11 protein-coding genes are annotated in these 16,037 nt (G+C 58.8%); 2 read left to right on the forward strand and 9 right to left on the reverse strand.

From position 1 onward, the window contains the following. Nucleotides 1-22 precede the first annotated feature (22 nt). The 9 genes from ACQYWX_RS05155 to ACQYWX_RS05195 all read right to left on the reverse strand — a co-directional run bounded on the left by ACQYWX_RS05155 (nucleotide 23) and on the right by ACQYWX_RS05195 (nucleotide 14,113). On the reverse strand, nucleotides 23-2,830 hold the full coding sequence (locus ACQYWX_RS05155; protein ID WP_431688099.1) for an EAL domain-containing protein: 2,808 nt from the start codon (nucleotides 2,828-2,830) through the stop codon (nucleotides 23-25). Between the two features lie 187 nt (nucleotides 2,831-3,017). After that, nucleotides 3,018-4,853, reverse strand: coding sequence for a long-chain-acyl-CoA synthetase (locus tag ACQYWX_RS05160; protein WP_431688100.1), 1,836 nt, complete (start codon nucleotides 4,851-4,853; stop codon nucleotides 3,018-3,020). A gap of 111 nt (nucleotides 4,854-4,964) precedes the next feature. Next, nucleotides 4,965-5,795 carry an SDR family oxidoreductase gene (locus ACQYWX_RS05165; protein WP_431688101.1) on the reverse strand — a complete coding sequence of 277 codons (831 nt, stop codon included), beginning with the start codon at nucleotides 5,793-5,795 and terminating at the stop codon, nucleotides 4,965-4,967. A 34-nt stretch (nucleotides 5,796-5,829) separates the two neighbouring features. Then, a complete protein-coding gene (locus tag ACQYWX_RS05170) occupies nucleotides 5,830-7,791 on the reverse strand; it encodes an acetyl/propionyl/methylcrotonyl-CoA carboxylase subunit alpha (protein WP_431688102.1) in 1,962 nt (653 codons plus the stop codon). After that, the gene (locus ACQYWX_RS05175) at nucleotides 7,788-8,594 is read right to left on the reverse strand and encodes an enoyl-CoA hydratase/isomerase family protein (protein ID WP_431688103.1); all 807 of its coding nucleotides are present in this window, start codon (nucleotides 8,592-8,594) and stop codon (nucleotides 7,788-7,790) included. Before ACQYWX_RS05175 ends, ACQYWX_RS05170 begins: the two co-directional genes overlap by 4 nt. A 3-nt stretch (nucleotides 8,595-8,597) precedes the next feature. Further along, nucleotides 8,598-9,773 carry an acyl-CoA dehydrogenase family protein gene (locus ACQYWX_RS05180; protein WP_431688104.1) on the reverse strand — a complete coding sequence of 392 codons (1,176 nt, stop codon included), beginning with the start codon at nucleotides 9,771-9,773 and terminating at the stop codon, nucleotides 8,598-8,600. A gap of 42 nt (nucleotides 9,774-9,815) precedes the next feature. Further along, the gene (locus ACQYWX_RS05185; RefSeq protein ID WP_216736846.1) at nucleotides 9,816-11,432 is read right to left on the reverse strand and encodes an acyl-CoA carboxylase subunit beta; all 1,617 of its coding nucleotides are present in this window, start codon (nucleotides 11,430-11,432) and stop codon (nucleotides 9,816-9,818) included. A gap of 16 nt (nucleotides 11,433-11,448) precedes the next feature. Beyond that, on the reverse strand, nucleotides 11,449-12,312 hold the full coding sequence (locus tag ACQYWX_RS05190) for an SDR family oxidoreductase (RefSeq protein ID WP_216736847.1): 864 nt from the start codon (nucleotides 12,310-12,312) through the stop codon (nucleotides 11,449-11,451). 1 nt (nucleotide 12,313) lies between these two features. Further along, on the reverse strand, nucleotides 12,314-14,113 hold the full coding sequence (locus tag ACQYWX_RS05195) for an acyclic terpene utilization AtuA family protein (RefSeq protein WP_216736848.1): 1,800 nt from the start codon (nucleotides 14,111-14,113) through the stop codon (nucleotides 12,314-12,316). A gap of 287 nt (nucleotides 14,114-14,400) precedes the next feature. On the opposite strand from ACQYWX_RS05195, the gene ACQYWX_RS05200 reads away from it, so the two are divergent. Then, complete coding sequence (locus tag ACQYWX_RS05200; protein WP_216736849.1) at nucleotides 14,401-15,003, forward strand: TetR/AcrR family transcriptional regulator; 603 nt, start codon at nucleotides 14,401-14,403, stop codon at nucleotides 15,001-15,003. Nucleotides 15,004-15,143: 140 nt separating this feature from the next. Then, nucleotides 15,144-15,929, forward strand: a complete 786-nt coding sequence (locus tag ACQYWX_RS05205) for a substrate-binding periplasmic protein (RefSeq protein ID WP_431688105.1) — start codon at nucleotides 15,144-15,146, stop codon at nucleotides 15,927-15,929. Nucleotides 15,930-16,037: the final 108 nt, after the last annotated feature.

Below are 16,037 nucleotides of genomic sequence, written 5' to 3' on the forward strand. Positions count from 1 at the left end.
GATCTATAGCGGAGAGGCGCTCTTACAATGGCATGGGCTTGTGGATGTGATAACCCTGTACGAAATCCACGTCGAGGCTTTTCAGACGCTCCACCGTTTCTTCATTTTCCACGAACTCCGCCACCACGTTCAGCCCCATGATATGGGCGACTTCAGTGATGGAGCGGACCATGGCCAGATCCACTGGGTCGCTGAGGATGTCGCGGACGAAGCTGCCGTCAATCTTCAGAGAGTTTACCGGCAGGCTTTTCAGGTACGAATAAGAGGAAAAGCCGCTGCCGAAGTCATCCAGGGCGAATTTGATGCCTTTGGCGCGCATGTTCTGCACTAGGGCGGTGGTTTCCACCAGGCTGGAGATGGCGGAGCTTTCGGTGATTTCAAAGCAGACTTTATCCAGAGGAATGCAGTATTTGCTGAACGCGGACAGCAGAAAGTCGGCGAATTCCGAATCGTTGATGGTCTGGCTGCTCAGGTTGATGTTGACCTGACTTAGCCGTTCCAACTGTCCTGGTCTTGCATGCAGCCACTTAAAGTAGGCGTCAATTACCCAGCGATCCAAAGAGCGGATGATGTTGTAGCGTTCGGCCGCCGGCAGGAAGGCGCCGGGAGGAAGAATGTCCGCTCCTTGCTTCAAACGCACCAGAATTTCATAACGCTCGCCGCACAGTTCCGGTTTCAGCGCGCCGATATTCTGTTTATAGAGCACCAACTGATTCTGCTTGATCGCTTCCTGCAGCGCAGTGACCACCTGCATCTCGCTTTGACGGCGAATGATTTCCCCGGTCTTCTCGTTATGCACGATGATGCGGTTGCGGCCGGCGTCTTTGGCGGCGTAACAGGCGGTATCGGCGAGGCTGAAAATTTCCTCGATGGAGGGCGTCGCCGCTGTAATCGGCACAATACCGATACTGACGCCGACGCTGAACACTTTTTCTTTCAGGGCGAAGCGGAATTCGCTGACTTCATTGCGTAAGCGGTGAGCGATTTCCGACGCCTTTTCTATGCCGCAGCGCTCCAGCAGGATGCCGAATTCATCTCCGCCCAGACGGGCGAGAGAGTCGCGCTCCCGCAGATGTTGACGGAACATGACGGCGATCTGGCGCAACAGCTCGTCGCCGGCGGCGTGGCCGCTGGTGTCGTTGACGATCTTGAACTGATCCAGATCCATGAACAACAGCGCATGATGCAGCCCCTGCTCACGAGAGCGCAGCAGCGCGCTGTTGAGGCGGTATTCGAATTCAGTACGGTTGAGCAGGCCGGTCAATGGGTCGTGACGGGCCAGATAGTGTAGCTGCTGTTCGTTCTCTTTTTTCTCGGTGATGTCGACAATAGAGCCTTCCACAAAGCCGGGGCCGCCGGGCGTGAGGATCTGTCGGGCGAAGATGGTGGCCCAGAACTGTTTGCCGTCGAGGCGCTGGCAGCGGGCCTCGAATCCGAAAACATGGCCGTACTGCTTCAGCGACAGGAAAAACAAACGGCGGGCGTCTTCCTGAAGGGGAATCATGCCGGTCAGGTCACGGGTATTGCTGACCAGCTCCTTCTCATTACGCGCGCCTAATAACTGCGCGAATGCGGGATTACAGGCCATCAGAGCGCCTTTGGCGTCCAGACGGAACATGCCTTCCAGAGAGTTTTCATAGATGGCGCGATACTTTTCCAGGTTTTCTGTCGCCTGCAACTGTGCGAACTCGCGCGCTGATTTTTCGCCTTTCAGGCGGTCCGCCAAGGCGAGACTGAGCGCCAACACCATGCCGACAACGCCAAATTGAGTAGCGTGTCCAGTCACGCCGTTTAACGGCAGCAGGCCGAATTTGCCTGCGCAGAATACCAGGGAAGCGAACACCAGGAAGGTGTAGGCCAGGGTGAAATATCGGGCTGGACGGAAGTTGGAGCGCAGCAGATACAGTCCGGTGAAATAGCCGAACATTGGCGTCACGGCGATGTTGAGCAGGGATAACTTAAGCATGGCTGTGTTGGAGGCGAAAAACGCCAGCGCCGCGCACAGCAGACACCAGGCGGCGATATGCACGAATACCTGCGCCATGGCCGGCAGACGCTCCGGCAATGACAGGAAGCTGCGAGTGAACAGCGCCAGCGCCGCAAGACAGAGGTTGATGAAAAACACCAGACTCTTGTCGTTCCATACAGGGTTGTCCGGCCAGAAATACGCGTACGCCATCCCGCACAGCGTCGCCTCCGCCAGAGCGTAACTGGCCAGCGCGGCGGTGAAATACAGATAGCCTTTGTCGCGCAGGAACAGAAACAGCATCAGATTGTACGCCGCCATGATGCCGATGATGCCCAGCAATGCGCCGGACAGGCTGGCTTCCTTGTGGTTGTAGGCGGTGAACTGAGACGGCTCCCACAGGCTGATGGGTACCTGGATAGAGGACGTGGCGTCGATCTTTAAGATCACCTCATAGCCGGTATCTCCCGCGAGCTGCAGAGGGAAGACAAAATGCGGGTGATTGATCGGACGCTCATGGTAGGGGCGTTGATCGCCGCTGCTGATAGCGTATTCCGGCTGGGTTTCGCCGACCCGGAACAGGAATAGCTCAATGTTGTCCAGCAGTGGGTTGCCCAGGCTAAGGAACAGTTCGCGACTGTCGCTGCTGCGATTCAGAAGTTTGAACGCGAACCAGTGCTCTTTGCCGGTAAAGCCGAAGTTGATCTGCGACGCGGAGACCGTCGGCGCTGTGCGCAGAGCCTGTCGCGCCTGCTCCAGTGGCGATGAGCCGATCTCGGTGGCGAAGTGATGAACCTGTGGGATGGTCGGCGGAAACTCGCCGGCGTACACATTCACGTCGTCGGCGCTCGCGTGCAACGACATCAAGCAAAACAACGCCAAAGCGATTACGGCTGACAGCGCGTTCGCAAAGCGTGGTGCTGGAAATATCGGAAAAATTATTGAGCGCCGGATCATACCTGGGGTTACTGCAATAGAAGGCCACTAAAATAGGCGATGCAGCGTCCCGTTAAAAGCGGCAAACGTGAACAACTGTAATATTAACTGGGCGCTAAAGGCGGTAGACGCCGGACTCCAGTGCGGCGATCATTTCCTGAGACAATAAACGGTATTCTCCGGCTTCCGGCGCCCATAGGTAAACCTGATCCTCCGGCACATTCAATTGATAGCCGTTTCTTTGCAGCTCCACCTTGCGGTATTTGAAGGTGCCGGTTTTGGCGATGCTCGGCGTAACGCGAATGAAAACCGGCATGGCGTAAGTCGGCAACGCTTCCCGCATGGCCAGAGCCAGTTGCCGCATATCCGGACCGCGTTGCTTGTCCTTCGCCACGATGGCCGCCATGCCGGCTTTGCCGCTCATGTTGGGAATCTCTACCCCGTAGACGACGGCTTCTTCCACATCGTCCAGCGTGTCCAGCACATTCTCCACTTCAGTCGTGGAGACGTTTTCGCCTTTCCAGCGAAAGGTGTCGCCCATGCGGTCCACGAACTGCAGATGACGCCAGCCGATTTCCCGTAATACGTCGCCGGTATTGAACCAGGCGTCGCCTTTGCGGAAAGCGTTGCGGATGATGGCTTTCTCCGTCGCTTCCGGCTGGGAGTAACCTTCAAAGTTCCATTTGGGTGTGATTTTACCCAGCAGTAATCCCGGTTCGCCCTTGGCGACTTTTTGCAACTTTCCTTTGCTGTTGCGGACCGGCTCGCGGGTGCCTTCATGGAATTTCACCAAAGCGAAAGGCGCAGTGGAAAAGCCGACGGTATTGTCCAGATTCAAAAAGTTGGTGAAGCCGACATTGCCCTCGCTGGCGGCGTACAGCTCCGCAATCTGTTCAATGCCGAAGCGCTCTTTGAACTGGAGCCAGATGGAAGGGCGCAGACCATTGCCGATCATTTTTTTCAGTTTGTGATGGCGATCCTGAGGCCCCGGCGGTTGGGCGAGCAGATAGCGGCATAATTCGCCGACGTAGCCGAAACAAGTGGCGCCATACAGGCGCACGTCGCTCCAGAATTCACTGGCGGAAAATTTGCGTCGGATGGCGAGAGCGGACGCGCCCGCCAGCGCAGCGCCCCAGCACACCAGCAGTCCGGTGCCGTGATACAAGGGCAGGGGGGCATAGACGACATCTTTTTCGGTTAGCGCCAGCGACATATGACCAAAGCCGCCATACGCCTTGAACCATTTGCGATGGCTGCTGGGCGCCGCCTTGGGCAGGCCGGTGGTGCCGGAGGTGAACAGGTAGACTGCGGTATCGCCGGCGAGGGGACGATCCGTGACAACCGGATTAGCGTCGGGATAGTTTTTAATGATGGCTCCCAGATTGACATATCCCTCCGGAGCGGTCGAATCCTCCTTGAGCGTATCCGCATCCGCCAGAAAGAGCATGCGTTGTGAGTCGACGGGGATGTTCAGTAATGGCGTAGCGGAAGCGATGGCTTCCAATTGCTCCTCGCCCACGACCACAAGTTTGGGATGAGTGAGGTTCAGGCAGTGCGCCAATGCGTCTCCGCGCAGGGATGTGTTGATCATCGCTCCCGCCGCGCCCAGTTTTAACGCCCCCGCCAGCGCCGCCAGCAATTCCGGTCGATTCTCCAGGTTCAGGGCAATCACATCGCCCCGCGCCACGCCGCGAGCGCGATAGTAATGGGCGAAGCGGTTAGCCCAGGCATTGAACGCTTCATAACTGATGCGCCGGTCGCGGTAGAGCACTGCGTCGCATTCGCCGTGTGTGTCCGCATTGCGTTCGATGATGTCGCCAATGGCCAGAGCTTTATCCGGCTTGAGCAGGGCGTAGTAGTAATACCCTTTGAGCAGGGAAGGCAATTTCTGGGCGACGAAGGGCAGTTGACGGGCCAGATCTCGCGCGGATATGTGGCCTTCCTGCGGCATAGTTCGGTCCTCTTGTTTTCCTGTTTCCTAATTGCCTATCTATCAATAGAGAGCGGGTCCAGTACTGCCTTTCAATGTTAGTCAATAAACCCGGTTAGTCGACCGTCTCTGCTAGTCGATAAACAGGTCGGTCATCAACGGCTGACCCGCTTCGGGGTTGTAGGTGTAGGCGGAAAAATCCGTCACGCCGGTATCGCGCAGCACTTGTTCGTCAATGAGCCACTCGCCGCTGCGGCGCTCTTCTTTATCCGTCAGTATGGCGTAGGCGGCGTCCGCCATGATCTCAGGGTTGCGCGCCCGGTCCAGGGCCTGTTTGCCGCCGGCTTCGAACTCCACTGCGGCGGTGGCGATCAGGGTCTGCGGCCATAGTGAGTTCACCGCGATGTTATAGCGACGAAACTCCTGCGCCATCCCCAGGGTCAACATAGACATGGCGTATTTGGTCAACGTATAGGGAGAATACTGGGCGAACCACTTGGGGTTGAGATTGAGCGGAGGAGACAGGTTGAGGATATGTCCCAGCCCGGATTTCTTCAGCCAGGGCAGGGCGGCCTGGGCGGTCGCCATCACGGCGCGGGTATTGACCTGATGCATCAAGTCAAAGCGCTTCATGGGCGTATGCTCCACGCCGGACAACTTGATAGCGCCGGCATTGTTGATGACGGCGTCCACGCCTCCGAACTCAGCAGCGGCGCGCTCCACCATCGCTTTGACGGCGTTATCGTCGCGCACGTCCAGTTGCACGGGGAGCGCTTTGCCGCCAGCCTGCTCGACTTCATCCGCCACACTGTAGATGGTGCCGGGCAGCTTGGGGTGAGGTTCGGCGGATTTCGCTGCGAGGACAATATTGGCGCCGTCCCGGGCGAAACGTAACGCCATGGCGCGGCCGATACCGCGGGAAGCGCCGGTGATGAGGATGGTTTTATTATGTAGAGGCGACATGAGCGTGTCCTTGTTTGTTGTTTTTATTGACGGTTTATTCTGCGCTTAGAGTGAGAGTAACCAGCAGTTCCCGGATTCTGACCTGATCGCCGGTTTTTACTTTGATGTCCTCCACTACGCCGGAGATATTCGCTTTTAACGGATGCTCCATTTTCATGGCTTCCAGCACGACCAGCGTTGCGCCTTTCTCCACGCTTTGGCCGGGTTCGACCAGCACGTCCACGATGCGGCCGTCCATGGATGCGCGGATGCTGCCGTCGCCAGCCGCGTCGCCGGCTTCCGCTGGCGCATGGGTTAGATCTTCAAAGTCATAAACTACGCCATCGAGTTGCAATGATAGCCGGTTTTCCTGCCGTAGATAGCGAACCCGGCGACGTAGGCCGTCGCACTCGAACAGGGCTTGCTCGGGCTCAATATGCTGCAGTCCCAGCGTGAGAGCGCGGTCGTCCAGTTTGACCTGAAACGCGCCATCTTCCTGCGTCTCCAGCGCCAGCTCCCAAATGTCGTCGCCGCTGCGCAGTTCGTAAGGCCAGGATGAATAGCCGGCGCTGCGCCAATGGCGGTGAGGCTGGCTCAGCTCGGTCTGATGATGAAAAAGCAGCGCCGCCAGGGCGATGACTAAATCCGCTGGCGTTTGTGGCGACAGCGAGGGATCGTCCTTGAATTCGTTGGCGAGAAAGCCAGTATTGGCTTCACCTCGTTGAAAAGTGGGGTGCTTGAGGATATTGGCCAGGAATCGTTGATTGCCGTTGACGCCGAGCAGCAGGCTGTCTTCCACCGCGCGTTGCAGACGACGGCGAGCCTGTTCGCGGTCGGCGCCCCAGGCGATGATTTTCGCCAGCATGGGGTCGTAGTGGGGCGTGATGGTTTGACCTTCTTTCACGCCATCGTCGATGCGCACGCCTTCGCTCAATGCGGGCCGCCAACGTTGAATGCGGCCGGTTTGCGGCAGGAAATTCTGCTGCGGATCTTCCGCATACAGGCGCACTTCCATCGCGTGTCCTTGAATGCGCACTTGTTCTTGAGTGACCGGTAATGGCGCGCCGGCGGCGATTTGTATTTGCCACGCCACCAGATCGAAGCCGGTGACCAGTTCGGTGACCGGATGCTCCACCTGCAGGCGCGTGTTCATTTCCAGAAAATAAAAGCGCTTGTCCTGATCCACCAGAAACTCCACGGTGCCGGCTCCGACATAACCGCAGGACTGGGCCGCCTTCACCGCCGCTGCGCCCATGCGTTGGCGCAGGTCCGCATCAACGAAGGGTGAGGGCGCTTCCTCCACTACTTTCTGATGTCGGCGCTGTACGGAGCAGTCACGCTCCCCCAGATATAGCGCGGCGCCCTGTGTATCCGCAAACACCTGGATTTCGATGTGACGGGGTTGCAGCAGGGCTTTTTCCAGAATCAGCTCACCGCTGCCGAAGGCGTTGAGAGCTTCTGAGCGCGCCGTTTTGATTTGCGCCGCCAGCTCAGCTTCGCTCTGCGCCAGACGCATGCCGCGTCCGCCGCCGCCAGCGGAAGCCTTGATCATGACCGGGAAGCCAATGCGTCGCGCTTCGGCTATCAATGTGGCGTCGCTTTGATCCTCACCCTCGTAGCCGGGAATGCAGGGCACGTCCGCTTCCTGCATGGCGAGCTTGGACAGGCGTTTGCTGCCCATCAGGGCGATGGCGTCGGCGGGAGGGCCAATAAACGTCACTCCGGCGTCAGCGCATTTTTCCGCAAAGCGGGCGTTTTCTGAGAGGAAACCGTAGCCAGGGTGCACCGCGTCAGCGCCGCTCAGGCGACAGGCGGCGAGGATTTTATCGGCGTCCAGATACGACTCCGCCACGGGCGCAGGACCGAGATGCACGGCTTCATCCGCCAGTAACGCATGAGGGGCGTCGCGGTCGGCGTCGCTGTAGACGGCGACGGTGCGAAACCCGAGATCGCGGGCGGTGCGGATTACCCTGCACGCAATTTCGCCGCGGTTGGCGACCAGTATTTTGGTGATCATTGCGCCCACTCCGGGTTACGTTTCTGCATAAACGCCAGCGCGCCTTCTCTGCCTTCCGGGCCTTGAATAGCGCGGGAGAAGTCGGCGGCGGCGCGATCCAGCAGCGTTTCCAGATCTGCGCCTTCCACATCCAGCAACAATTGTTTGGTGACGGCGTTGGCCTGGGGCGCACAGCGTTTGATCTGCGCCAGGATCGTCGCCAGTTTGTCCGCCAGCTCATCGGCGTTTGTCACGCACTCATGAGCAATGCCAAGTCGCGTCGCTTCTTCGCCGTCGCAACGCATGCCTAATAGCGCCAGGCGGCGGGCTTGCGTGAGTCCAATGCGGCGCGCCACGAAAGGCGCGATTTGCGCCGGAGGAATGCCCAGCCCTGTCTCCGGTAAGCCAAAGCGGGCGCTGTTCAGGGTGATGGCGACGTCGCTGACGCAGGCCAGTCCAAAGCCGCCGCCCAGCACGGCCCCTTCCAGTATGGCGACGACGGTTTGTGGGGCCTGATTGACGCGAGTGATCATCCGCCCGAATTCCCGGTTCAACGCCTGAAACGGATCGGCGTCTCCTGACTCCGCCGCCGCGCGAGCGTTGGCCATGTCGGCGATATCGCCCCCGGCGCAGAAATGACCGTCGGCGCCGCGCAGGACGATTGCGCGGAGGCGTGCATCTGTGTCGGCATAGTCGAACAGCGCCATAATCTCACGCACCATTTGCAGGCTCATGGCGTTACGTACTTGCGGCCGATTCAGGGTGATGTGCAGCGCGTGATCACGGCATTCAGCCAGCAGAGTTTCAGTGACGGGCGGACTCATGATTTATTCTCCTGTGGAACTGGCGCTGCGTTTGCCCGGCAGCGTCCCCATCAATTTGCAGATGATGCCAAGCATGATTTCATCAGCGCCTCCCCCAATGGACACCAGACGCACGTCGCGGAATGCCCGCGACACCGGGTTGTCCCACATGTAGCCCATGCCGCCCCAGTATTGCAGGCAGCTGTCAGTGACTTCGCGACCGAGTCTGCCGGCCTTGAGTTTCGCCATGGACGCCAGCTGGGTGACGTCTTTGCCCTGGATATACAGCTCGCAGGCTTGATAGGTCAGGGCGCGCAGGGCTTCGATTTCCGTCTGCAGCTCCGCCATGCGGAAATGAATGTATTGATTGTCGATCAATGGCTGACCGAAGGTTTTGCGCTCCCGGCAGTAAGCAATGGTTTGAGTGACGCAGGCTTCCAGCGCCTTGATGGTGTTGGCGGCGCCCCACATGCGCTCTTCCTGGAATTGCACCATCTGCATCATGAATCCCATGCCTTCGGCGCCGATGCGGTAACGCTGGGGAATGCGCACATCATCGAAAAACACTTGGGCGGTTTCTGAGGAGCGCATACCTAGCTTGTCCAGATGCGGCGCCACCTCAATGCCGGGCAGGTTCATGGGGACGACCATCAGGGTCTTGTTCTTGTGCGGCTTGTCGTCACTGGTATTGGCCAGTAAGCATATGAAATCCGCCTGCGGCGAGTTGGTGATCCACATTTTGGAGCCGTTGATCACATAGTCGTCGCCGTCTTTGCGGGCGTTGGTTTTTAGCCCTGCGACGTCAGAGCCGGCGGAGGTTTCGCTCACGCCGATACAGCCGATCATCTCGCCGCGGATGGCGGGAGTAAGAAACTCGCTTTTGAGTTCATGGGAACCGAAGCGGGCGATGGCGGGGGTGCACATGTCGGTTTGTACGCCGATGGAGAGGGGCACGCCGCCGGCGCCGCAGGCGCCGAGTTCCTCCGCCGCCGCGAGATTGTAGCTATAGTCGAGACCCAGGCCGCCGTATTCCTCCGGCTTGTGGATGCCAAGCAGGCCAAGCTCGCCAAGCTTTTTGAAGATTTCCCGCATGGGATAGGCGCCGGCTTTTTCCCATTCATCGATATGCGGATTGATTTCGTTTTGCACGAAATTGCGCACGGTGCGTCGTAGTTCGCTGTGTTCCTGAGTGAATATCATTGTTATTTTTCCTCTGTGTAAACCTGCCTCGCCGCGCCTGCGTCAGAAGCGCGCCACGCCGAAAGTGTTGGGGCGCAAAGGCCTGCGCTCCGCTTCGTAACAAACGTCCAGCAACAGGGCCAGTACGTGTCGGGTGTCGCGGGGATCTATCAGTCCGTCGTCCCACAAACGTGCGGTTCCGTAGAGTGCACTGGAGCCTTGTTCAATTTTTTCCGCCGCGGTTTTCTCAATAGCGTCGAGCATCTTTGGGTCCGGCGTCAGGCCCAGTTTGGCCTGCTTTTCTTCAGTGACGATACGCAATACCTTGCCCGCCTGGGCGCCGCCCATGACGGCGGTGCGACTGTTGGGCCAGGAAAAGATGAATCTGGGGTCCAGTCCGCGGCCGCACATGGCGTAGTTGCCGGCGCCGTAAGAACCGCCGACCACCATGGTCAGTCGTGGGACCTTGGCGTTGGCCACCGCTTGCAACATCTTGGAGCCGTGTTTGATGACGCCGTTCTGTTCCGCATCGGTGCCGACCATAAATCCGGTGGTGTTATGGAAGAACAGGATCGCCGTATTGCTTTGCTCGCAGAGCTGGATGAACTGAGCGGCTTTGGCGGCGCCTTTGGGCGTGATTGGGCCGTTGTTGCCGATGACGCCGCAGGCCATGCCCTGGATGTGGAGGAAGCCGCATACGGTCTGATTGTCGTAGAGCGACTTGAAGTCCAGATATTCCGAGCCGTCCGCGATGCGGGCGACGATTTCGCGCACGTCATAGGGCTTGCGGACGTCGGCGGGAACCACGCCCAGCAGTTCTTCCGCCGGATACAGCGGTTCCTTCCAGGTGCGCGCAGGCGCGGGAGCGAGCTGTTCGTTCCAGGGAATGCGTTTCAGGATATCCCGCGCCAGGCGTACGCCGTCAGCGTCGTCTTCCGCCAGAAACTCCGCGGTTCCGGCGATGGATGCGTGCATTTCCGCGCCGCCCAATGTTTCGTCGTCGGCGATCTCACCGGTGGCGGCCTTCAACAGGGGCGGACCGGCGAGAAACATTTTGGCTTTGTTCTTTACTGCGATCACATAATCGGAAAGGCCCGGCTGATAGGCTCCACCCGCGGTGGCGTTGCCGTGCACCACGGTGACCTGGGGCAGACCTGCGGCGGACAGGCGGCACTGGTTGGCGAAGCCCCGCGCGCCCTGCACGAAAATATCCGTCGCGTAGTTGAGGTTGGCGCCGGCGGATTCCGCCAGGGTGATCACCGGCAACTTGTTCTCCATGGCGATCTGCTGCACGCGCAGCGTTTTCTCCAGACCGGCGGGGGAGATCGCGCCGCCTTTGACGGCGCTGTTGCTGACGATGATCAAGCAGCGCACGCTCTGCACGTAACCAATGCCGACGATGGAGCCGCCGCCGGCGTAGGAGCCGTCTTTGTCGTCATGCATTTTGTAGCCGGCGAGGGAGCACAGTTCCAAAAAAGGCGCGCCGCGATCCAGTAACAGGTTCAGGCGCTCTCCGGGCAGCAATTTACCTTTTTTGTGAAACTTCTCGCGGGCCTCCAGGGCTTTCTCGCGCACTTTGTTTTCAATACTGCGGAAGGATTCGATCGCCGTCATCATGGCGCGACGGTTAGCGGCGAATTCTTCGGAATGAACGTCAATCTGAGAGGTGAGTTTCGGCATGGCGCGTTTCCGGCTGTTAATCGTCGAGGACTTTGGGTCGGACGGCGCGATGGAAGCCGTTGTAGACCGGTACGTTTTTCGCTTTCGGCAGCGGCCATACGCGGCCGCCCAGGGAGGCTGCGCCGTCCACTCTCAAGGTGGCTCCGCTGATAAAAGCCGCCGCCTCGCTAAGTAAAAAGCAGATGGCGGCGGAAACTTCGGCCTCCGTTCCCAAACGTTTCAATGGCACGCCATTGGCCAGCGACAGCAGCATGGGTTTCATGCTGGCGTCGTAATGGTCCAGTCCGCTGGAGGCGATCCAGCCCGGCGCTACGGCGTTGACGCGCACCCCCGCCGCCGCCCATTCAACGGCGGCGGTTTTGGTGAAGTTGTCCATGCCGGCGCGGGCGGCGCCGGAGTGACCCATGCCGGGCATGCCGCCCCACATGTCGGCGATAATGTTGACGATGGCGCCGCCCTGTTTATTGAAACATTGGTTATACAGCTCGCGGGCCATTAGAAATCCGCCCACCAGATTGGTGCGCACGACGGTTTCAAATCCTTTTTGATTAATGGCGGAGAGAGGCGCAGGGTACTGACCGCCGGCGTTGTTCACCAAGCCATGGACCGGGCCCAGCTCCGCAAGGATTTCTGCGATGACTGCTTTGACTTTATCCTCTTCGCGAATATCGCATACGTATGCGCTGGCGCGGCCGCCATCCTCCTGGATCTCCGCCAGCACTCGGTCCAGCTTTTCCTGCTTGCGTCCGATGATGGCGACGCGTGCGCCCAGCGCCGCGAGTTCGTGAGCGACGCAGCGCCCGATGCCGCTGCCGCCGCCAGTGACGATGATGGTGCGGTCGGCGAATGCGTTTTCCCGGAATACCGATTGATAAGACATATCAGGCCAGCTCCTCTGCAATGGCGCTCGGAATGGGGATCGGGAATTCCAGCAACTGCTGGGCGAAGGCTTTCCCCTGAGGATCAATGCGCAGACTGGCGACGCCTCCCCCTCCCAGGCTGTTCTCCAGCAGGAAGTTCAGGGCGGATATACCCGGCAAGTCCCAGCGGGTGACGCGGCCATTCTCCGGGTGCAATACATGATGCATATAGTCGCCCACCGCGGCCTCGGTGAGGGCGGCGCGAATATAGGGAAGATATTCCGGCCGGCGCGCAATGACGCCGATATTGGCGTGATCGCCTTTGTCTCCCGAGCGGGCCCAGGCCAATTTGACCAGCGGCGCCTGTGTGGTGGTCGCTTCCAGTTGCGCTGACTCAACTTCCGTTGTGTCCGCCGGGGAGGGCGTTGCCTCGTAGTCCCACTCGACCTTCACTGGTTTGCCCACTCCGTCCATATTGGCGGTGATGGTGATGCCGTTCTTTGGGGTGAGGAAGGAAAACAGACGAATCTTGGGCCACACGGTCGGCCTGCCGCCAACAATGCCTGTAATGCCTGGAGCCATGCCTGTGGCGGCCTGGGCGATCTCCCGGGAAAACAGCGCGAGGGCTTCCTTCTGGGGGTGCGCGCAGGCGATTTTCACCACGACTTCCCGACTGCCGGCGATGCGGGAATGGGGGCCATAAGTGGCTTCTGTTCCCAACAGTTCGATATCGACATCGGTGAAGGCTGGCCAGCCGCGCTCTTCGAACTGTCTCTGGGTTTTACCAATAATGGCGTCGGCGGTGACTTTGGCTTTAGCGGCGGCGTCGATGCCGGCCATGAGAAACGTGGCGACGCATTTATGGCCGTCAGGATAGGTGGCGCATACCTTATATAGACGGGTGGGCGCGCGTCCGCGGGCGCCGGTGACGCGCACGCGATCCGGACCGGTTTGCTGCAGTTTTACCTGGGTGAAATCGCAAGTGACGTCCGGCAGCAGATAGGCGCCGGGATCGCCGATTTCATAGACCAACTGTTCCGAGACCGTTCCAATGCTGACCAGACCGCCAGTGGCTTCAGGCTTGGTGACGGTAAAGTCTCCGTTGGCGTCGACTTCCACGATGGGAAATCCCATGTTGTCGAAGCCTTCCACCGCGCGCCAGTCCGTGAAGTTGCCGCCCGTGCATTGTGCGCCGCATTCGATAATGTGGCCTGCGAGGCTGCCCTGAGCCAGTTTGTCGTAGTCCTTCATAGTCCAGCCAAACTCATGAATCAGCGGCGCCAGGACCAGCGCGCTGTCCACAACCCGCCCGGTAATCACTATGTCCGCGCCGTAAGCCAGGGCGGCGGCGATACCCGGGGCTCCCAGATAAGCGTTCATGCTGACGCTGACCGGGGGAAGAGGCGCGCCGGAGAACATATCGGTGAGATTCTGGCGCTCAAACTCCGCGCGTCGATGCAGAATGTTGTCTCCCATGACGGCGGCGATTTTCAGATCGAGGCCCAGTTTGTCGATGATTTCCTGTAGGGCGTCGCGGCAGGCCTGGGGATTTACGCCGCCAGCGTTGCTGATCACCTTCACGCCTTTTTCTTTCAGCTTCGGCAGGAGCGGCTTCATCACATGGTCAACGAAGTCTGTGGCGTAGCCTTTGTTCGGGTCTTGCAGCTTCTGGCCGGTGAGAATGGACATGGTGATTTCCGCCAGATAGTCGAACACCATGTAATCGAGATCGCCTTTTTCCAGCAATTGCGCCGCGGCGGTGTTGGTGTCGCCCCAAAATGCGGCTGCGCAGCCAATGCGCAGAGTAGACTTGGTGGTCATGATCGTCGCCCGTTCCTTTCTGGTCGATAACGCGGATATGTGCGTATCGTCCTGGTATGTCGTTTTGAATGGTTATTGTCGATGATGCGAGCCCGGTCAACGATACCAAGCAAGCGCTTGGTTTGTAAAGAGGCCGAATTGAGATAGACTTAGGAGCGACCTAAATCTTCGGCTAAGCGCCATAAGGGAGTTTTTTTCGACGTTTGCCGTTAGAATGTGCGGCCCCGCACGGCGCCCCGGATTCCGCCGTGGGCCTCCCATCAGTCAGCTCAGGAATGTGATTGCTTATGAAACAACTTGCGCAACTTATCGAAGAGGGACGCATCACCGACCCTCAGAGCGCCAGGGGCAGGTTACTGGCCAAGGCTGCGCACCTGTTCAAGGAAAAAGGTTACGAACGCACCACGGTCAGAGATCTGGCTGCTTCCGTGGGCATTCAAAGCGGCAGTATTTTTCATCATTTTCGCAGTAAGGAAGACATCCTGTTTGCGGTGATGGAAGAAACCATCCTCTACATCACCGCCAAAATGCGCGAGGCCCTGGAGCGGGCGCCGACGGCTCGCGATCGACTGCTGGCGCTATTGCGCTGCGAACTGGAGTCCGTACTCGGCGGCACCGGCGAGGCGATGACCGTGCTGGTGTATGAATGGCGCAGCCTGTCGGACGCGCGACAGGAAGAAATCCTCAAATTACGCGATCAATATGAAGGCCTGTGGCTGGACACGCTGAGCGAAGCCCGCGACGCCGGACTGGTCAAAGGCGATGTGGCGGTGCTGCGGCGCTTTCTCACCGGCGCCTTGAGCTGGACCATCACCTGGTACAAATCGGAAGGCAGCATGACGGTGGAAGATCTGGCGCAACAGGCGCTCTATCTGGTGGTCAAAGATTAGGTTGTTTTCTGCCGCGTTCAACGACGCGTTCTCCGCCAACATGGTCTATAGTTTTCCTTGAAATTCGTTGTCTGGAAAAATTGCTGACGGGGATGGCGCGCTGATTCCAGGCGTTCGCTTCCCCAGCTGGGAAAACCGCCATGGCCTCTATCCGCAGCAGCGCTCTGTGCTGCGCGCTTCTCTGGCTACAGACCCTGCCATCCGCCGCTGAATCTCAACTCAAGCTTCATGCGGTTTCTGAAGAGTGGGCGCCTTACTCCAACGCCGACTGCACTGGTCTCTACTGGGATGTCCTCGCCGCAATTTACGAGCCGGGCGGCGTCTCAGTTATCTGTGAGATCGTACCCTGGAAGCGCGCTTTGTATTGGGTCTCCAACAAGGAGAGAGACGCGCTGGTCGGCGTCTATGGCAGCCGCAAGGAAGTCATGCTGATACCTGACTTACATTTCTGTGTGGATGATCCGGTGGTGGCGCTGTTTCTGCGGGGATTGCAACAGGAGTGGCGTGGCGTCGGGCGTGTGCGCAGTGGAGAGGCGGCCTGGATACGCGGCTACGACTTCAAACAATGGTTCAACCCGGATATAGAGCCTGTGGAGCTGGAAAGCATCGAGCAGGGCATTGGCTTGCTGGCGCGGCGCAGAGTTAAATATGTGATTGATTATTCGGTCAATATTCGGCGCGCCATGCAAGAACTGAAGCTGGATGAGCAGAACTACAAATCAGTGACGGTCAAAAGCGGCGAGAAGCTTTATGTGGGGTTTGCGGATAACGAGCGCGGGCGCTTTTTTGAGGCAATTCTCGCCCGCAAACTGCCGCAACTGTATGAGTCTGGAGAACTGGAGCGCATATACAAAAAGTGGGGCATGAGGCCGCAGTGGCGACATCTACGGGAATCCTGGCCGCAGTCCGCGGAGGTATTGGATTAACACCTTTAAAACAAACAAAAAATTGTCCCGCATCGCAAACGGGGTCTATGCTTTTAGCTAAGGTTCAAAGAAAAATGTCGACGTGCGTCCGGTCTTCGTCCCTGTTGG

The sequence above is a fragment of the Hahella sp. NBU794 genome, from assembly GCF_050749805.1.
GTDB lineage: Bacteria > Pseudomonadota > Gammaproteobacteria > Pseudomonadales > Oleiphilaceae > Hahella.

What these genes read in the sequence shown, in the direction of transcription:
- ACQYWX_RS05155 (WP_431688099.1), bottom strand. Translation starts at nt 2,830, where the DNA reads ATGTCGTTGCACGCGAGCGCCGACGACGTGAATGTGTACGCCGGCGAG.
- ACQYWX_RS05160 (WP_431688100.1), bottom strand. Translation starts at nt 4,853, where the DNA reads ATGCCGCAGGAAGGCCACATATCCGCGCGAGATCTGGCCCGTCAACTG.
- ACQYWX_RS05165 (WP_431688101.1), bottom strand. Translation starts at nt 5,795, where the DNA reads ATGTCGCCTCTACATAATAAAACCATCCTCATCACCGGCGCTTCCCGC.
- ACQYWX_RS05170 (WP_431688102.1), bottom strand. Translation starts at nt 7,791, where the DNA reads ATGATCACCAAAATACTGGTCGCCAACCGCGGCGAAATTGCGTGCAGG.
- ACQYWX_RS05175 (WP_431688103.1), bottom strand. Translation starts at nt 8,594, where the DNA reads ATGAGTCCGCCCGTCACTGAAACTCTGCTGGCTGAATGCCGTGATCAC.
- ACQYWX_RS05180 (WP_431688104.1), bottom strand. Translation starts at nt 9,773, where the DNA reads ATGATATTCACTCAGGAACACAGCGAACTACGACGCACCGTGCGCAAT.
- ACQYWX_RS05185 (WP_216736846.1), bottom strand. Translation starts at nt 11,432, where the DNA reads ATGCCGAAACTCACCTCTCAGATTGACGTTCATTCCGAAGAATTCGCC.
- ACQYWX_RS05190 (WP_216736847.1), bottom strand. Translation starts at nt 12,312, where the DNA reads ATGTCTTATCAATCGGTATTCCGGGAAAACGCATTCGCCGACCGCACC.
- ACQYWX_RS05195 (WP_216736848.1), bottom strand. Translation starts at nt 14,113, where the DNA reads ATGACCACCAAGTCTACTCTGCGCATTGGCTGCGCAGCCGCATTTTGG.
- ACQYWX_RS05200 (WP_216736849.1), top strand. Translation starts at nt 14,401, where the DNA reads ATGAAACAACTTGCGCAACTTATCGAAGAGGGACGCATCACCGACCCT.
- ACQYWX_RS05205 (WP_431688105.1), top strand. Translation starts at nt 15,144, where the DNA reads ATGGCCTCTATCCGCAGCAGCGCTCTGTGCTGCGCGCTTCTCTGGCTA.